We start from the raw sequence: 14,671 nt of genomic DNA on the forward strand, positions 1-14,671 counted from the left end.
CCCCGCACCGTCCGCTTTCAATCATCCCAGGCCAGCCGCACTCCGCTGAACTGCCACTGCGCCGACGGCGGGAAGAAGTTGCGGTAGCTCGGCCGGCTGTGCCCGGCCGGGGTGGCGAGCGAGCCGCCGCGCAGCACCATCTGGTTGATCATGAATTTTCCGTTGTACTCACCCACCGCGCCGCTGGCGGGCCTGAACCCGGGATAAGCCAGATAGGCGCTGTTGCACCATTGCCAGACCTCATCCGCCAGCCCGTGCAGATGCAGCTGCGTAGTGGCAGCATGTTCCCATTCCGCTTCGGTGGGGAGCCTAGCGCCGGCCCAGCGGGCGTAGGCATCCGCTTCGTAGAAGCTGACGTGACTGAGGGTGGCATGGTCCTTCAGTGGTTGCAGGCCATGCAGCGTGAACACCTGCCAGCCGTTGTCCTCCGGAACCTGCCAGTACAGCGGTGCGCGCTGCTGGCGGGCGACCACCCAGTCCCAGCCATCGGACAGCCACAGCTCCGGGCGCTGATAACCCCCGTCGCGAATGAAGGCGAGAAACTCGCCATTGGTGACATTGCGCGAGGCCAGCCGGTAGGGCGCAAGCCATACCTTATGCCGGGGCTGCTCATTGTCGTAGCAGAAACCATTGCCCGGGAAGCCGATACTGGTCAGGCCACCTTCAACGGCAATCCGTTGCAGCGGTCCATGGTTGTGTGGGGGCTCGGCCTGATCAGCCCCGGCGGGGCGCCAGGCAGGTTTCAGCGGGTTGCAGGAAAAATGATGCTTGAGGTCGGTGAGCATCAGCTCCTGGTGCTGCTGTTCATGATTCAGGCCCAGCTCGACAAGCTGCCGCAGTGAAGCGGACAGGGCATCGTTGGACAGGGCATCGGCCATGAGTCTGTCCACGTGTTCCCGGTAGGCGAACACCTGGTCCAGCGACGGGCGTGACAGCATTCCGCGTTCCGGCCGGGCATGGCGCGGACCGATGCCGACGTAGTAGGAGTTGAACAGCACCGCGAAGGCCGGATCGAAGGGCGCAGGCGGGCTGGGCAACCCGGCCAGGATGAAGGTCTCGAAGAACCAGCTGGTATGCGCCAGGTGCCATTTGATCGGACTGGCTTCGGGCATGGACTGCAGCTGGCAGTCTTCGGCGGTGAGCCCGTCGGCCAGCTTCAGGCTGTGATCCCGTATCTGCTGATAGCGTGTGAGCAGGTCGTCAGTGGTGGGGATGGGCGGCCGGGCGGTCATGCTCTGGGCTCCGCGAGGAAGACACCGAACCAGTACTCCGGGTCGGTCCACATCTGTCGCTGGGTAAAGCCGGCCTCCTCCAGCAGCAGGCTGAAGCCGGCCGGCGTGTACTTGTGCGAGTGCTCGGTGATGATGTGCTCGCCGCGCTGGAACTGGCGTACCGCCGAGGTACCGAACCTGACCGTATGGGTCCGCCTGGCAGTCAGGCGCATCTCGATGCGGCTGTTGCGCGGGTCGTAGACAGCGCTGTGGCTGAACGCGGAGGCGTCGAAATTGGCATCGAGCAGCCGGTTGGCCACCGCCAGCACATTCAGATTGAACGCTGCGGTGACGCCCTCGGCGTCGTTGTAGGCGGCTTCCACGATCGCCAGCGGCTTGACCAGGTCAACCCCGATCAGCAGCTGCCCGCGGGTGCCGCAATGCTGGCGAATGCGGCGCAGGAGCCGCACGGCCTCGGGGCGGGCAAAATTGCCGATGGACGATCCCGGATAGAAGAATACCGGCGGGTTGTCCGGTTGTTCTGCCAGCAGAGCCTGCAGATCCAGCTGGCGGGTGAAGTCGCTGATGACGCCGACACATTCCAGTTCGGGGTAGCCATCGGCGATGTTGGCCAGGCAGGCATGCAGAAAGTCCCCGGCGATGTCGACGCCGATGACCCTGGCCGGGGACACATATTCCAGCCATTGCCGGGTCTTGCTGCAGTCGCCGCAGCCCAGGTCGACCCACTGCGGGTCCGCTCTCAGGGCACGACTTATATCCTCGGCGTGCCGGTCGAAGATGCCGGCCTCGGTTCGGGTGGGGTAGTACTCGTCCAGCTCGCAGATGCGGGTGAACAGTTCGCAGCCGCGGTCATCGTAGAAGAATTTCGGATTGATACTGGCCTGAGGCTGCAGCAGGCCTTCGAGGAGGTTCTGCCGGTCGCCGGTCGGGTCCGGCGACAGGAGATTTTCCAGACGGGGAATGGGTGTGGCGGTATTCACTGCGACTCCGGCGCTTGAGACTCCATCTGAGTCTGGCACAGCCAGCCGCGAACGCCATGTCCATTGTCGACGGGGACCGTCGGCTCAGCTGTTCTCCGCCGCTTCGCGGATCAGCTTGAACAGCTTGCGGGCCGCGGCCGGCGGTTTCTCCTCGGCAGCCTCCCTGGTGGCCTGGCGCACCAGCTGACGGACGGTCTGGCGGTCGGCGCTGGGGTAGGCCTCGAGGAAGGCCTCCTGCTCGCCGGGCTTGCCGGTCAGCAGCCGGTCGCGCCAGCGTTCGAGCTGATGGAAGTACTGGGCATGGGCCTGGCTGTTGCTGTCCAGGCGGTCGACCAGATTCTGGATGGACTCGATATCCGGCTGCTCGCGGACCAGCTTGCCGACATAGCTCAGATGGCGTTTGAGCGCACCACGGGCGGTGTGACGGTGGGCCTCTTCCAGCGCGGCACGCAACTTGTCGGTCAGCTCCAGCTTGTCCAGCTGTGCAGGCTTGAGTCCGATGAGGCGGCGGCCAAGCTCCTGATAGGCATGCATCTCGCGCTTGACCTGACTCTTGCTCTTCTCGTCATCCTGCTGGTCTTCGTGTTCTTCGGGAAATTCTGTCATGGTTGCTGCCCGCGCGCCGGTTCTGTGGATGCGCCATGATACCCGTTCACAGGTAACATGTCCGCGGTACAATGGCCCGCTACGAGGAGATCACATGACCCAAACGTTATCCGAACAGCAGCACGACGACCCCCAGGCCCTCTGCGCCATGCTCGAACAGCGGGTGGCATTCATACTCGACGAGGCCCGGCGCCAGGGCGCGGACGCCTGTGAAGTAGCCGTCAGCCAGAACACCGGGCTGTCTGTAGGAGTGCGTCAGGGCGAGGTGGAAACGGTCGAGCTCAACCGCGATCAGGGGTTTGGCATCACCCTGTATCTCGGCCAGCGCAAGGGCTCGGCAAGCACCTCGGACACGTCGGACCAGGCCATACGCTCTACCGTCGAGGCGGCACTGGCCATTGCCCGCAATACCTCCGCCGATCCCTGCTCCGGCCTGGCGGACGCCGCGTTGATGGCCCGCGACCTGCCGGATCTCGACCTGTATCACCCCTGGGCCCTTACCGCGGATGAGGCCATAGAGCAGGCGCTGGCCTGCGAAGCAGCGGCCCTGGAGCTTGATCAGAGGCTGAGCAGCGACAGCGCCAGCATCAGCAGCCAGCAGGGCTGCCGCGTCTACGGTAACAGCCATGGCTTCATCGGCAGCTCGCTGGGCTCGCGGCACAGTGCCTCGGCGGTCATGATCGCCAGTGTCGAGGACGGCATGCAGCGGGATTACTGGTATACCATTGATCGTCGCGCCGATCGGCTGATGGGCGCCGAGGCGCTTGGCCGCAGGGCGGCCGAGCGCACCCTGGCCCGGCTCGGAGCCCGGCCGGTGAAGACGGCCAGGGTGCCGGTGCTGTTCGCCGCCGACCAGGCCGCTGGCCTGCTGGCGCAGCTGATCGGTTCCATTTCCGGCGGCGCGGTCTATCGCCAGTCGACCTTCCTGCTGGATTCCATGGGCAAGCAGGTGTTCCCGGAATGGGTAAGCATCGACGAGCGCCCCCACATTCCCGGGGCCCTGGGCAGTGCTGCCTTCGACGGGGATGGTCTGGCCACCCGGGCTCAGGCCTTTGTCGAGAACGGCATGCTGCGCAGCTGGGTGCTGAGCACCTATTCCGGGCGACGGCTGAACCTGCCGAGTACCGCCAATGCCGGCGGAGTGCACAATCTGCACATCAACTCCAACGCCGGTGATCTGAACGCACTGCTGGCGGAGATGGGTACCGGCCTGCTGGTGACCGAACTGATGGGGCAGGGCGTCAACGGGGTGACCGGTGACTATTCCCGGGGTGCGGGCGGGTTCTGGGTGGAAAACGGCGTGATTGCCCATCCGGTCCGTGAGGTGACCATTGCCGGCAACCTGCGTGACATGTTCCGCAACCTGCGGTACGTGGGGGCGGATGTCGAGCGTCGCGGCAACTACCTGACTGGCAGCTGGCTGGTGGATGGCATGACAGTGGGCGGCGCCTGAGGGGGCCGCTACTCGCCTTCCTCGAAGTAGTTGTCGATCAGGCTGACCAGCTCCTCCATCGCCTGTTCGGCCTGCTCTCCTTCACAGGTGATGGACAGCTCGGTGCCCTTGCTGGCGGCGAGCATCATCACCTGCATGATGTTGGTGCCATCCACCATCTTCTGTTCGCTGCCACCGACCCTGACACTGCAGTTGTGCTGCTTGGCAACATTGACGAACTTGGCCGCGGCCCGGGCGTGCAGGCCGAGCTTGTTGATGATGCGCACGCGTCTGGTGACCTGGCTCATGGCAGGTCGCGGTGGCGGATCAGGAGGTTGGAGAAGCTGCTGCTCAGCTCCCGGACCAGACGCTCGGTCATGTAGACCGAGCGGTGATGGCCTCCGGTACAGCCGATGGCGATGCTCATGTAACTGCGCTCGCCTGCGGCGTAACGCGGCAGCCACTTGTGCAGGAACTGGTAGATGTCCTGATACATTTCCTGTACATCAGGCTGGGCGTCCAGATAATCGCAGATCTGCCGGTCCTTGCCGGAGAACGGCCGCAGATCAGGCTTCCAGTAGGGGTTGGGCAGGCAGCGCACGTCAAACACCAGGTCGGCATCCACCGGCACGCCGCGCTTGAAACCGAAGGACTGGATGAGGATCGAAGGACCGCTGCCCTGGTTGCTCAGCAGACGCAGCTTGAGCTGGTCGCGCAGCTGGTACAGGGTCAGGTGGCTGGTATCGATCTTCAGACTGGCCAGATCGATGATCGGCTCCAGCAGCTTCAGCTCGGCGGCAATGGCTTCGGCCAGCGACATGTTGCCGTCGGTGAGCGGGTGCTTGCGCCGGGTTTCCGAGAAGCGCTTGATCAGCACCTCGTCGGTGGCGGCAAGAAACAGCACGTCGCAGTGAATACCCGCGTCGCGAACCTGCGCAAGCAGCTCGGGAAAACGCGCCAGATCACTGGGCAGGTTGCGCGCGTCGATGCTGATGGCCACCTTGGGCAGGCTCAGATCGGTGTTGTTGGCCTGGCGGGCCAGCTCGGGCAACAGGCCGGCCGGCAGGTTGTCGATGCAGAAGAACCCGCTGTCTTCCAGAAGATGCAGCGCGGTACTCTTGCCTGATCCGGAGCGGCCACTGACGACGACCAGACGCATCCGTCAGGCTCCGCTGTCGTCGACCATGACCCGGTACAGGGTCTGTGCATCGGACGCCTGGCGCAGCTCGGCACGCACTTCCTCGCGATCGAGCCTTTCAGCCAGCGTCTTGAGAATCAGCAGGTGCTGCTCGGTCGCCTCGTGGGGCACCAGCAGCACGAAGATGAGGTCGACCGGCTCCCCATCCAGTGAATCGAAGTCGATACGGCTTTCCAGTTGCAGAAGTGCACCCACGGGCTCGGTGCACTGCTCGAGACGGCAATGGGGAATGGCGATGCCATTGCCGAAGCCTGTCGAACCGAGTTTTTCCCGGGCGATCAGGCTTTCGTAAATGGCATCGGCATCCAGCTGGGTGTGCTGGGCGATCAGCTTGCCGATCAGCTCCAGCACACGTTTCTTCGAGCCTCCCTCTACTGCCGCAAAGGTGAGTTCGGGGGAGAGTATCTGACTTATCTGCATGGTTCGCTGCTTGAGTTATCGGTCATTGACGCCCTGTTGGCGGCCAATGGTCTTTTCCTTGTGTTTGATCAACTGGCGATCGAGGCGATCGACCAGCTGGTCGATGGCGGCATACATATCGGTGTGTTGCGCTTCGGCAACCAGGTCGGTGCCGGCGACGTGCAGCGTACCTTCGGCCTTTTGCTGGAGTTTGTCCACCTCAAGGGTTACCTGGGCGCTGATGATCTTGTCGAAGTGGCGCTCCAGGCGGCTCATCTTTTCGGTTACGTAGTCGCGCAGAGCATCGGTTACATCAAGTTGGAGACCAGTAATCTTCAGTTGCATAACACTTCTCCTGATTGGCTTTGTAAACCGGGGCCTTCTGTCCCGCTGGCCCCAATGGTGCCACTTCCCTTATCCGCTTTCCTTGATCCCTGTCGCTTCAGACCAGCCTTTTCCGCTCGCTGGAGGAGGCGATGTTCAGCGACTCGCGGTACTTCGCTATGGTACGTCGTGCCACCTGTATGCCTTGCTCCTCAAGTAAACCAGCGATCTTGCTGTCACTCAATGGTTTCCTGGGGTTTTCCGCGGCGACCAGTTTCCTGATCAGCGCGCGGATCGCGGTGGATGAGACCTCGCCGCCGTCACCGCTGACATGACTGGAAAAGAAATACTTGAGTTCGTAGATGCCCCGCGGCGTATGCATGAACTTCTGCGTGGTCACCCGGGAGATGGTCGACTCGTGCATGCCGACCGCTTCGGCAATCTCGGCCAGCACCAGGGGCTTCATCGCTTCCTCGCCATGCTCGAGAAAGCCGCGCTGGTGCTCGACGATTTGTGTTGCCACCTTGAGCAGGGTTTCGTTGCGGCTCTGCAGGCTCTTGATGAACCAGCGTGCCTCCTGCAGATGGTTGCGCAGGTAGGTGTTGTCATCACTGGTATCGGCGCGCCGGACCATGGAGGCGTAATGGCTGTTGACCCGCACCCGCGGCGCCGCTTCCTGGTTGAGCTCGACAATCCAGCGGTTCTGGTCGCGGCGCACGATGACGTCGGGAATCACGTATTCCGCCTCGCCCGAGGCGATCTCGCCACCCGGACGCGGATTCAGTGTCTGGATCAGCTCGATGACCTGGCGCAGCTGGTCTTCCTTGAGCCGTGTGCGGCGCATGAGCTGAGTGAAGTCCCGGCTGCCGAGCAGTTCGAGATAGTCTCGCACCACACGCTTGGCTGCCTCGAGCAGGGGGGTGTCCTCCGGCAGCTGGCACAGCTGCAGATGCAGGCACTCGCTGAGGTTGCGGGCACCTACGCCCAGCGGCTCGAGCTGCTGGATGCGGTGCAGCACCATCTCGATCTCGTCCAGCTCCACGCCCAGTTCGGGATCAAGCGAGCTCTGGATATCCTCAAGTGATTCCTCTAGGTAACCATCGGCATTGATGCCATCGATCAGCGCCACGGCGATCTGGTGGTCCACTTCCGACAGCGGCAGCAGGTTCACCTGCCATTCCAGATGGCTCTGCAGGGTTTCGTCGGTGCTGGTACGGGAGGTGAAGTCCCATTCGTCATCGTTGCTGCTGGGCAGCGAGCTGGCGGAGGTCTGGTAGATATCTTCCCAGTTGGTGTCGACCGACAGCTCGCTGGGAATCTGTTCCTTCCAGCTGCCTTCCTCTTCCGCCAAGGAAGACTGGTCGATGGCATCGAGCGTGGCCGGCTCGGGCAGGCTGGTGGCCTGGATATCATCATCGCCGCCGTTGCTGTCGGCCGTATCGGGGGTGTAGTCGTCATCGCCGTCGTCTGCCATCTCCAGCATGGGATTGGCCTCCAGCGCTTCCTGCACCTCCTGCTGGAGGTCGAGGCTGGAAAGCTGGAGCAACCGGATGGCCTGCTGCAGCTGCGGGGTCATCGTCAGCTGCTGCCCCATCTTGAGGACGAGCGTCGGTTTCATTGGCGTGCGGGTTACCTTATATGCTGCTCAAACCATTGATGAACAAACAGAATTCCCCCTTAGCATGCCCTAAATCGGCGGGCTTTCACAGGCGGAAGGCATGGCCCAGATATACATCACGCACCGTCTGGTTGGCGAGCACCTCCTCGGCATCGCCTTCGGCAATGATGTGTCCATCGTTGACAATGTAGGCCTTGTCGCAGATATCCAGCGTCTCGCGCACGTTGTGATCGGTGATCAGCACGCCGATGCCCTTGTCCTTGAGATGCTGGATGATCTGCTTGATGTCATTGACCGAAATCGGGTCGACGCCGGCAAAGGGTTCGTCCAGCAGGATGAACTTGGGGTCGGTGGCCAGCGCACGGGCAATCTCGGCGCGGCGACGCTCGCCGCCGGACAGGCTCATGCCCAGACTGTCACGCAGATGGTGAATGTGAAACTCGCGCAGCAGCGAGTCCAGCTTGCCCTCGCGGCCTTGGCGGTTGAGGTCCTTGCGGGTCTGCAGGATGGCCATGATGTTGTCGGCCACGCTGAGCTTGCGGAAGATCGATGCCTCCTGTGGCAGATAGCCGATGCCGCCCCGGGCGCGGCCATGCATCGGCAGGCGCGTCACGTCCCGGTCATTGATCAGGATGCTGCCGCGATCCGCCTTCACCAGGCCGACGATCATGTAGAAGCAGGTGGTCTTGCCGGCGCCGTTGGGGCCCAGCAGGCCAACCACCTCGCCGCTGTTGATCGACAGCGACACGTCCTCGACGACGCGGCGGGCCTTGTAGGATTTTGCCAGGTGGCGTGCTTCAAGTTTCGTCGTCATTGTTCGCCGGCTCGGTGCGCTTGCGGGGCTGGATCACGATCTCGATGCGCTCGGCGGCATCGCCGTCATCACTGGTGGCGCGACCGGCATCGACGATCTGGCGCTGGATGTCGTAGTTCACTCGTTGCCCCTGAAAGGTGTTGCCGGCCTGCTCGAGAAAGGCGTCCTGGATCAGGATGACCCGTTCGGTATCGGCGTGGTATTCGATGGTCAGTGCCCGCGCGTCCACCCGCTTGCCGTCCGGCGGCGTCTGCCGGAAGGTGGCCGGGGAGCCGGTGGACACCAGTTTCTGCGCTTCACCGTTGTTGTCCAGGGTCAGGGTCACCCGGGAGCCGGTCAGGCGCATGCTGCCCTGGGTGATGATGACGTTGCCGGTGTAGACCGCGAGGTTCTTGTTGTCATCCAGCGTGGCGGCGTTGGCCTGGATGCGGATCGGCTGACTGGCGTCGTCCGACTGGGCAGCCAGCGGTGTGGCCACGCTGGTCAGCAGGGCAAGACATAGAATTCTAATGCGCCTCATGTTCGCCTCGTACATTGGACAGCAGCTCGACGCGGCCGTCGTTGAAATAAGCCTTCATGCCGGTGGCGGTGGTGACGCCGCCGGCTTCGATTCGGACGCTGCTCTCGGTTTCGGCATAGTCGCGTTTGGGATACACGTTCAGTTCGGGGGTCGAGAGGCGGCGGGTGGTCTGGCCGAGCTGCTGCTCGATGATCACGTTCTGGCGCAGCTCGACCAGTTCGCCGTCGGCGCTCACCTCACCGTAACGGGCACGCAGATCCCAGGGTTGCTGTTCCCCCTCACGGTAGTACCGCAGGCGCGGCTCGTCGAGTTCGGTGACGTCCCGGCCAACCTGGTGGGTGGCGCGGTCGCTGGTCATGTCATACACCGGCTGGCCTTGCTCGTTGAGCTGGCGTATCCGCGGGTTGTCCATGAAGAAGTCCGGTTGCAGCGGCGGCTGCACGGTCTGCGGCGCGAAGGCGCTGGGGTGGATGTTCCAGTAACCGACCGCCAGCGCCAGTACCACTGCCAGCAGCAGTACCAGCCCGGTGATCAGGTAGCGTGGAATCCTCACAGGTAGGCCGCCTGGGCGGCGTCCAGGGTGCCCTGGGCGCGCATGATCAGTTCACAGAATTCCCGCGCGGCGCCGGCACCACCGGCGTTGCGGGTGACGCCGTGGGCGTGCTGGCGGACAAAGCCATCGGCGGTTGCCACGGCAATGCCCAGACCGACCCGGCGCATGACCGGCAGGTCCGGCAGATCGTCACCGAGGAAGGCGATCTGCGCCAGCTCCACCGGCACCTTCTCGCGCAGTTCGGCCAGTGCGGTGAGCTTGTCTTCGCGGCCCTGAATCAGGTGCTGGATGCCGAGGTTGGCGGCGCGACGTTCCACCAGCGGCGAGCTGCGCCCGCTGATGATGGCAGTCTCCACGCCCGAGGCGATGAGCATCTTGATGCCGTGGCCGTCCAGGGTGTTGAAGGACTTGAACTCGGTGCCATCGGGCATGAAATAGAGGCGGCCGTCGGTGAGCACGCCATCCACATCGAAGATTGCCAGGCGAATGTGGCGGGCCCGCTCGAGTAGTGTCTGATCGTTGTTCATACCACCCCCGCCCGCAGCAGGTCATGCATGTTCAGGGCGCCTACCGGCAGTCCCGACTCGTCGACCACGAACAGCCCGCTGATCTTGCTGTCTTCCATGACCTTCAGGGCTTCGGCTGCCAGCACGCCCCGGCGAACGGTCTTGCAGCGGGGTGTCATCACCTGTTCGATGCGGGCCTCGCGGATGTCGATTTCCTGGTCCAGGGTACGGCGCAGGTCGCCGTCGGTGAAGATGCCGGCCAGCGCGCCGCGCCCGTCGGTCACCCCGGTCAGACCCAGACCCTTGCGGGTCATCTCCAGCAGCGCGTCGCGCAGCGGGGTTTCCGGTGATACCAGTGGCATCTGTTCACCGCTGTGCATGATGTCGTCCACCAGCAGGAGCAGGCGACGGCCCAGGCTGCCGCCGGGATGGGAGAAGGCGAAGTCCTCGGCGCTGAAGCCGCGGGCTTCCAGTAGGGCAATGGCCAGGGCGTCGCCCATTACCAGGGCGGTAGTAGTACTGGAGGTGGGCGCCAGGTTCAGCGGGCAGGCCTCCTGCTCCACGCCGGTATGCAGATTGGCCACCGCCGCCCGGGCAAGGGTGGAGTCCGGGTTGCCGGTAATGCTGATCAACGGGATGCCGAGCCGCTTGATCAGCGGCAGCAGGGTCACCACCTCCGCGGTATTGCCGGAGTTGGACAGGGCGATCACCACGTCCTGGGCGGTGATCATGCCCATGTCGCCGTGGCTGGCTTCGCCGGGGTGCACGAAGAAGGCCGGTGATCCGGTGCTGGCCAGGGTTGCCGCGATCTTTCTGCCGATATGCCCGGACTTGCCCATGCCGGTCACCACGATGCGGCCGGGGCACTGGATCAGGGTTGCGCAGGCGGTATCGAAATGGCCTTCGAGCCGGGTGAGCAGGCTGTCGACGGCGTCACGTTCAAGGGCGATGGTGCGCCGGGCAGAAGCGGTGTAATCGAAATCTGGCATGTTCCTGGGTTCTGTAGCGGTCAAGCGAGCAAGTATAACGCCATGCGCGTGCCAACTCATCAGCAAGATGCCGGCATTGAATGAAATCCGCGCTGCTTGGGCTGCCCTGGCAGAACTGTTATATTAGCCCGTTCATTTTTTCCGTCGTGATGCCGGTCACCAGGTAGGGCCACCCATAACCATGCTCGAAACAGCGGATTTGATTGTCGACTTGCAGCAGGTAACCTTTACCCGCGGTGAGCGGACCATCCTCAACAATGTAGACATCCGTATTCCCCGGGGCAAGATTACCGGCATCATGGGTCCGTCCGGCTGTGGCAAGACGACGCTGCTGCGGCTGATCGGCGCGCAGCTGAAGCCGGACAGCGGCAGGATTCTGGTCAACGGCCAGGACATCCCCCGACTCGGCCGCGAGGAGCTGTTCGATGCCCGCCAGCACATGGGCATGCTGTTCCAGAGTGGTGCACTGTTCACCGACCTGAACGTGTTCGAGAACGTCGCCTTTCCACTGCGGGTGCATACCCACCTGCCGGAGGACATGATCCGCGACATCGTGCTGCTGAAGCTGCAGGCGGTGGGTCTGCGCGGCGCCATCGATCTGATGCCCGACGAGCTGTCCGGCGGCATGAAGCGTCGCGTGGCGCTGGCCAGGGCCATCGCGCTGGACCCCGAGCTGATGATGTATGACGAGCCGTTCGTGGGGCAGGATCCGATCTCCATGGGGGTGCTGGTCAGGCTGATACGGCTGCTCAACGACGCCCTGGGCGTGACCAGCATCGTGGTCTCCCATGACCTGAGTGAAACCGCCAGCATCGCCGACTACCTGTATGTGCTGGGCGACGGCCAGGTGCTGGGCCATGGCAGGCCGGACGAGCTGATGAATTCGGAGAACCCGCGCATCCGCCAGTTCATGCAGGGCGAGCCGGATGGTCCGGTGCCGTTCCATTTCCCGGCCGGCAATTATGTGGATGACCTGTTGCAGAAGGAGCGCCAGCCGTGAGCAGTATTCTCGATCGTGTGGCAGGGCTGGGCCGGAGCGGGCTCGGCGTGGTCGAGGCCATTGGGCGCTCAGGCATTTTCCTGTTCCAGGCGCTGGCCGGGCGCTCGCGCTATGGCAACGGCTTCAGCCTGCTGCTCAAGCAGCTGTATTCGGTGGGTGTGCTGTCGCTGGCGATCATCATCGTCTCCGGCATCTTTATCGGCATGGTGCTGGCGTTGCAGGGCTATAACATTCTCAAGGACTACGGTTCCGAGCAGGCGGTCGGGCAGATGGTTGCCCTGACCCTGCTGCGTGAACTGGGGCCGGTGGTGACGGCGCTGCTGTTCGCCGGCCGGGCCGGATCGGCGCTGACTGCCGAGATCGGCCTGATGAAGGCCACCGAGCAGCTGTCCAGCCTGGAAATGATCGGCGTGGACCCGCTCAAGTACATCATTGCGCCGCGGTTGTGGGCCGGCTTCATCGCCATGCCGTTGCTGGCGATGATCTTCTGCGTGGTAGGCATCTGGGGCGGCGCGATGGTCGCGGTCGACTGGCTGGGTGTCTACGGCGGTTCCTACTGGGGCAATATGGAGAACTCGGTACAGTTCGGCGCCGACGTGCTCAATGGCCTGATCAAGGCCGTCGTATTCGCCGTGGTGGTCACCTGGATCGCCGTATTCCAGGGGTATGATTGCGATCCGACCTCCGAAGGTATCAGCCGGGCCACCACCCGCACTGTTGTCTATGCGTCCCTGGCCGTGCTCGGCCTGGACTTCATCCTCACTGCTCTGATGTTTTGATCGCCAAGGAATTAGCCATGCGCACCCGTAACCTGGAACTGACTGTCGGCCTGTTCATCCTGGCTGGTTTGCTTGCCCTGCTGATACTGGCGCTGCGGGTCAGCGGCCTGACGCTCAGCCCCAACGGCAGCACCTATACGGTCTATGCCCACTTCGACAACGTGTCCGGTCTGACCTCGCGCTCCAAGGTCACCATGGCGGGTGTGACCATAGGCCAGGTGAAGAGCATCACCTTTGACAAGAACCGCTATACCGGGCTGGTGGAAATGGCGATCAACTCGGATGTGAACACCCTGCCGTCCGACAGCACGGCGTCCATCGTCACGGCGGGTCTGCTCGGTGAGAAGTACATCGGCATTTCCGTGGGCGGCGACGACATGGTGCTGCGCGATGGGGACGAGATCCATGACACCCAGTCGGCGCTGGTGCTTGAAGAACTGATCGGTCGTTTTCTGCTCAACACCGTCAGCAAAGACGATTAACAGGAGAAGATTATGCGTAAACTCATGACAGGGTTTCTGGCGCTGCTGATCAGCGTTCCACTGCTGACCCAGGCCGCTGCCAGGACGCCCCATCAGGTGGTTGAAGACACCTCCGTGCGGGTCATGGAGAACCTCAATGCCAATCGTGAGCTGTACAGGCAGGATACCGACGCCTTCTACAACGGCCTGAACGAGATCATGGAGCCGGTGGTGGACTTTCAAGGCATTGCCCGCAGCGTGATGACCGTACGTTACAGCCGCAGCGCCACGCCGGAACAGATGGAGCGCTTCATCGAAACCTTCAAGCGCAGCATGGTCGAGTTCTACGGCAATGCGCTGCTCGAGTTCGACAGCGGCAGCATCAACGTCCTGCCGCCGGCCAGGGGCTCGCAGCAGACCGACGAGCGCGCCAGCGTCAACATGGAAGTCCGGGCCAACAACGGCAACGTCTATCCGGTGACCTACACCATGGCCAACATCGACGGCCAGTGGAAGGTGCGCAACGTGATCGTCGAGGGCATCAACATCGGTCTGCTGTTCCGCGACCAGTTCGCCCAGGCCATGCAGACCCACCGCAATGATCTGGATGCGGTCATCGACAACTGGGGCAGCGTGGTGGCCGAGTCCCGCGAGGCCGTGGAAAAAGAGGTCGAGGAGTGAGCGCTACAGCGACACTGCATCCTGACGGGTCAAGGCTTTCGCTGCGAGGCGCGCTGGACTTCACCGGCGCCGCGGCGCTGCGCACTGACCTGCAGCGGGCCATTGCCTCCCGCAGCGGCAAGGCGGTGACCCTGGACTTCAGCGAGGTAGTGCGCAGCAACAGCGTGGGCCTGTCCCTGCTGCTGTCAGCGGCGCGTACCGCGCAGCAATACCAGGTTGCCCTCCAGCTGGCCGGACTGCCCGCCGGACTGCTCAGCATGGCCCAGGTGTGTGGCCTCGATGACTGGCTGGGAACACTTTCCGCCGATGAAGCCGGCGACAGGGAGATACTCAATGCAACCCCATGAAGTAAAGAATCTGATCGAGCAGCAGTTGCCCGACGTGCAGGTGGAAGTGGACGGCGAAGGCTGCAACTTCCAGCTGCTGCTGATCAGTGACGAGCTGGCCGCGATGTCGCCGGTCAAGCGTCAGCAACAGATCTACGCCGTACTCAACGAGCCCATTGCAGATGGTCGCATCCATGCGGTCACCATGAAATTCTTTACCCGCGAAGCCTGGGACAGCCGCTCCTGAAGCGGT

The 14,671-nt window shown here is 63.2% G+C and carries 20 protein-coding genes; 7 read left to right on the forward strand and 13 right to left on the reverse strand.

Annotation, left to right across the window (positions count from 1 at the left end; all coding sequences use genetic code 11):
• Nucleotides 1-17 precede the first annotated feature (17 nt).
• From egtB to yjgA, 3 genes are all read right to left on the reverse strand, one after another.
• Nucleotides 18-1,232 (reverse strand): ergothioneine biosynthesis protein EgtB, encoded by a 1,215-nt coding sequence (egtB, locus tag IEW63_RS00690; protein ID WP_188634689.1) that lies wholly within the window; start codon nucleotides 1,230-1,232, stop codon nucleotides 18-20.
• Nucleotides 1,229-2,212, reverse strand: a complete 984-nt coding sequence (gene egtD, locus IEW63_RS00695; protein WP_188634690.1) for an L-histidine N(alpha)-methyltransferase — start codon at nucleotides 2,210-2,212, stop codon at nucleotides 1,229-1,231. The genes egtB and egtD overlap by 4 nt, the downstream gene beginning before the upstream one ends.
• A gap of 84 nt (nucleotides 2,213-2,296) precedes the next feature.
• Nucleotides 2,297-2,818 carry a ribosome biogenesis factor YjgA gene (gene yjgA, locus IEW63_RS00700; protein ID WP_188634691.1) on the reverse strand — a complete coding sequence of 174 codons (522 nt, stop codon included), beginning with the start codon at nucleotides 2,816-2,818 and terminating at the stop codon, nucleotides 2,297-2,299.
• 94 nt (nucleotides 2,819-2,912) lie between these two features.
• Here yjgA and pmbA point away from each other — a divergent pair, with 94 nt between their 5' ends.
• Nucleotides 2,913-4,271 carry a metalloprotease PmbA gene (gene pmbA, locus IEW63_RS00705; RefSeq protein ID WP_188634692.1) on the forward strand — a complete coding sequence of 453 codons (1,359 nt, stop codon included), beginning with the start codon at nucleotides 2,913-2,915 and terminating at the stop codon, nucleotides 4,269-4,271.
• Nucleotides 4,272-4,279: 8 nt separating this feature from the next.
• Here pmbA and IEW63_RS00710 read toward each other — a convergent pair whose 3' ends face one another.
• The 10 genes from IEW63_RS00710 to IEW63_RS00755 form a co-directional block, all read right to left on the reverse strand.
• Complete coding sequence (locus IEW63_RS00710; protein ID WP_188634693.1) at nucleotides 4,280-4,558, reverse strand: HPr family phosphocarrier protein; 279 nt, start codon at nucleotides 4,556-4,558, stop codon at nucleotides 4,280-4,282.
• Nucleotides 4,555-5,409 (reverse strand): RNase adapter RapZ, encoded by an 855-nt coding sequence (gene rapZ / locus IEW63_RS00715; RefSeq protein ID WP_188634694.1) that lies wholly within the window; start codon nucleotides 5,407-5,409, stop codon nucleotides 4,555-4,557. Before rapZ ends, IEW63_RS00710 begins: the two co-directional genes overlap by 4 nt.
• A gap of 3 nt (nucleotides 5,410-5,412) precedes the next feature.
• On the reverse strand, nucleotides 5,413-5,868 hold the full coding sequence (gene ptsN, locus IEW63_RS00720; RefSeq protein WP_188634695.1) for a PTS IIA-like nitrogen regulatory protein PtsN: 456 nt from the start codon (nucleotides 5,866-5,868) through the stop codon (nucleotides 5,413-5,415).
• Nucleotides 5,869-5,883: 15 nt separating this feature from the next.
• A complete protein-coding gene (gene hpf, locus IEW63_RS00725) occupies nucleotides 5,884-6,192 on the reverse strand; it encodes a ribosome hibernation-promoting factor, HPF/YfiA family (RefSeq protein ID WP_188634696.1) in 309 nt (102 codons plus the stop codon).
• A 97-nt stretch (nucleotides 6,193-6,289) separates the two neighbouring features.
• Nucleotides 6,290-7,789 carry an RNA polymerase factor sigma-54 gene (locus IEW63_RS00730; protein WP_188634697.1) on the reverse strand — a complete coding sequence of 500 codons (1,500 nt, stop codon included), beginning with the start codon at nucleotides 7,787-7,789 and terminating at the stop codon, nucleotides 6,290-6,292.
• 85 nt (nucleotides 7,790-7,874) lie between these two features.
• Complete coding sequence (lptB, locus tag IEW63_RS00735; RefSeq protein WP_188634698.1) at nucleotides 7,875-8,603, reverse strand: LPS export ABC transporter ATP-binding protein; 729 nt, start codon at nucleotides 8,601-8,603, stop codon at nucleotides 7,875-7,877.
• Nucleotides 8,587-9,123 (reverse strand): lipopolysaccharide transport periplasmic protein LptA, encoded by a 537-nt coding sequence (gene lptA / locus IEW63_RS00740; protein ID WP_188634699.1) that lies wholly within the window; start codon nucleotides 9,121-9,123, stop codon nucleotides 8,587-8,589. Before lptA ends, lptB begins: the two co-directional genes overlap by 17 nt.
• Complete coding sequence (gene lptC, locus IEW63_RS00745) at nucleotides 9,110-9,676, reverse strand: LPS export ABC transporter periplasmic protein LptC (protein ID WP_188634700.1); 567 nt, start codon at nucleotides 9,674-9,676, stop codon at nucleotides 9,110-9,112. The genes lptA and lptC overlap by 14 nt, the downstream gene beginning before the upstream one ends.
• Nucleotides 9,673-10,203 (reverse strand): KdsC family phosphatase, encoded by a 531-nt coding sequence (locus IEW63_RS00750; protein ID WP_188634701.1) that lies wholly within the window; start codon nucleotides 10,201-10,203, stop codon nucleotides 9,673-9,675. The genes lptC and IEW63_RS00750 overlap by 4 nt, the downstream gene beginning before the upstream one ends.
• The gene (locus IEW63_RS00755) at nucleotides 10,200-11,171 is read right to left on the reverse strand and encodes a KpsF/GutQ family sugar-phosphate isomerase (RefSeq protein ID WP_188634702.1); all 972 of its coding nucleotides are present in this window, start codon (nucleotides 11,169-11,171) and stop codon (nucleotides 10,200-10,202) included. The genes IEW63_RS00750 and IEW63_RS00755 overlap by 4 nt, the downstream gene beginning before the upstream one ends.
• Before the next feature lie 199 nt (nucleotides 11,172-11,370).
• Here IEW63_RS00755 and IEW63_RS00760 point away from each other — a divergent pair, with 199 nt between their 5' ends.
• Genes IEW63_RS00760 through IEW63_RS00785 form a run of 6 tightly spaced genes read left to right on the forward strand, consistent with a single transcriptional unit; the run spans nucleotide 11,371 to nucleotide 14,665 of the window.
• The gene (locus IEW63_RS00760) at nucleotides 11,371-12,171 is read left to right on the forward strand and encodes an ABC transporter ATP-binding protein (RefSeq protein ID WP_373288196.1); all 801 of its coding nucleotides are present in this window, start codon (nucleotides 11,371-11,373) and stop codon (nucleotides 12,169-12,171) included.
• A complete protein-coding gene (mlaE, locus tag IEW63_RS00765) occupies nucleotides 12,168-12,950 on the forward strand; it encodes a lipid asymmetry maintenance ABC transporter permease subunit MlaE (RefSeq protein ID WP_188634704.1) in 783 nt (260 codons plus the stop codon). Before IEW63_RS00760 ends, mlaE begins: the two co-directional genes overlap by 4 nt.
• Before the next feature lie 17 nt (nucleotides 12,951-12,967).
• Nucleotides 12,968-13,432: an outer membrane lipid asymmetry maintenance protein MlaD gene (gene mlaD, locus IEW63_RS00770; RefSeq protein WP_188634705.1), complete on the forward strand. Its 465-nt coding sequence runs from the start codon at nucleotides 12,968-12,970 to the stop codon at nucleotides 13,430-13,432.
• Nucleotides 13,433-13,441: 9 nt separating this feature from the next.
• On the forward strand, nucleotides 13,442-14,092 hold the full coding sequence (locus IEW63_RS00775) for an MlaC/ttg2D family ABC transporter substrate-binding protein (RefSeq protein ID WP_373288209.1): 651 nt from the start codon (nucleotides 13,442-13,444) through the stop codon (nucleotides 14,090-14,092).
• The gene (locus IEW63_RS00780) at nucleotides 14,089-14,439 is read left to right on the forward strand and encodes an STAS domain-containing protein (protein WP_188634707.1); all 351 of its coding nucleotides are present in this window, start codon (nucleotides 14,089-14,091) and stop codon (nucleotides 14,437-14,439) included. The genes IEW63_RS00775 and IEW63_RS00780 overlap by 4 nt, the downstream gene beginning before the upstream one ends.
• The gene (locus tag IEW63_RS00785) at nucleotides 14,426-14,665 is read left to right on the forward strand and encodes a BolA family protein (protein WP_188634708.1); all 240 of its coding nucleotides are present in this window, start codon (nucleotides 14,426-14,428) and stop codon (nucleotides 14,663-14,665) included. Before IEW63_RS00780 ends, IEW63_RS00785 begins: the two co-directional genes overlap by 14 nt.
• Nucleotides 14,666-14,671: the final 6 nt, after the last annotated feature.

It is taken from the genome of Halopseudomonas pertucinogena, assembly GCF_014646575.1.
Classification (GTDB): domain Bacteria; phylum Pseudomonadota; class Gammaproteobacteria; order Pseudomonadales; family Pseudomonadaceae; genus Halopseudomonas; species Halopseudomonas pertucinogena.

Bases quoted from the DNA above. Each gene is read 5' to 3' on its own strand.
- pmbA (WP_188634692.1), top strand. From the start codon at position 2,913: ATGACCCAAACGTTATCCGAACAGCAGCACGACGACCCCCAGGCCCTC.
- IEW63_RS00710 (WP_188634693.1), bottom strand. From the start codon at position 4,558: ATGAGCCAGGTCACCAGACGCGTGCGCATCATCAACAAGCTCGGCCTG.
- yjgA (WP_188634691.1), bottom strand. From the start codon at position 2,818: ATGACAGAATTTCCCGAAGAACACGAAGACCAGCAGGATGACGAGAAG.
- IEW63_RS00750 (WP_188634701.1), bottom strand. From the start codon at position 10,203: ATGAACAACGATCAGACACTACTCGAGCGGGCCCGCCACATTCGCCTG.
- lptA (WP_188634699.1), bottom strand. From the start codon at position 9,123: ATGAGGCGCATTAGAATTCTATGTCTTGCCCTGCTGACCAGCGTGGCC.
- IEW63_RS00755 (WP_188634702.1), bottom strand. From the start codon at position 11,171: ATGCCAGATTTCGATTACACCGCTTCTGCCCGGCGCACCATCGCCCTT.
- IEW63_RS00785 (WP_188634708.1), top strand. From the start codon at position 14,426: ATGCAACCCCATGAAGTAAAGAATCTGATCGAGCAGCAGTTGCCCGAC.
- mlaD (WP_188634705.1), top strand. From the start codon at position 12,968: ATGCGCACCCGTAACCTGGAACTGACTGTCGGCCTGTTCATCCTGGCT.
- ptsN (WP_188634695.1), bottom strand. From the start codon at position 5,868: ATGCAGATAAGTCAGATACTCTCCCCCGAACTCACCTTTGCGGCAGTA.
- egtB (WP_188634689.1), bottom strand. From the start codon at position 1,232: ATGACCGCCCGGCCGCCCATCCCCACCACTGACGACCTGCTCACACGC.
- hpf (WP_188634696.1), bottom strand. From the start codon at position 6,192: ATGCAACTGAAGATTACTGGTCTCCAACTTGATGTAACCGATGCTCTG.
- IEW63_RS00730 (WP_188634697.1), bottom strand. From the start codon at position 7,789: ATGAAACCGACGCTCGTCCTCAAGATGGGGCAGCAGCTGACGATGACC.
- lptB (WP_188634698.1), bottom strand. From the start codon at position 8,603: ATGACGACGAAACTTGAAGCACGCCACCTGGCAAAATCCTACAAGGCC.
- rapZ (WP_188634694.1), bottom strand. From the start codon at position 5,409: ATGCGTCTGGTCGTCGTCAGTGGCCGCTCCGGATCAGGCAAGAGTACC.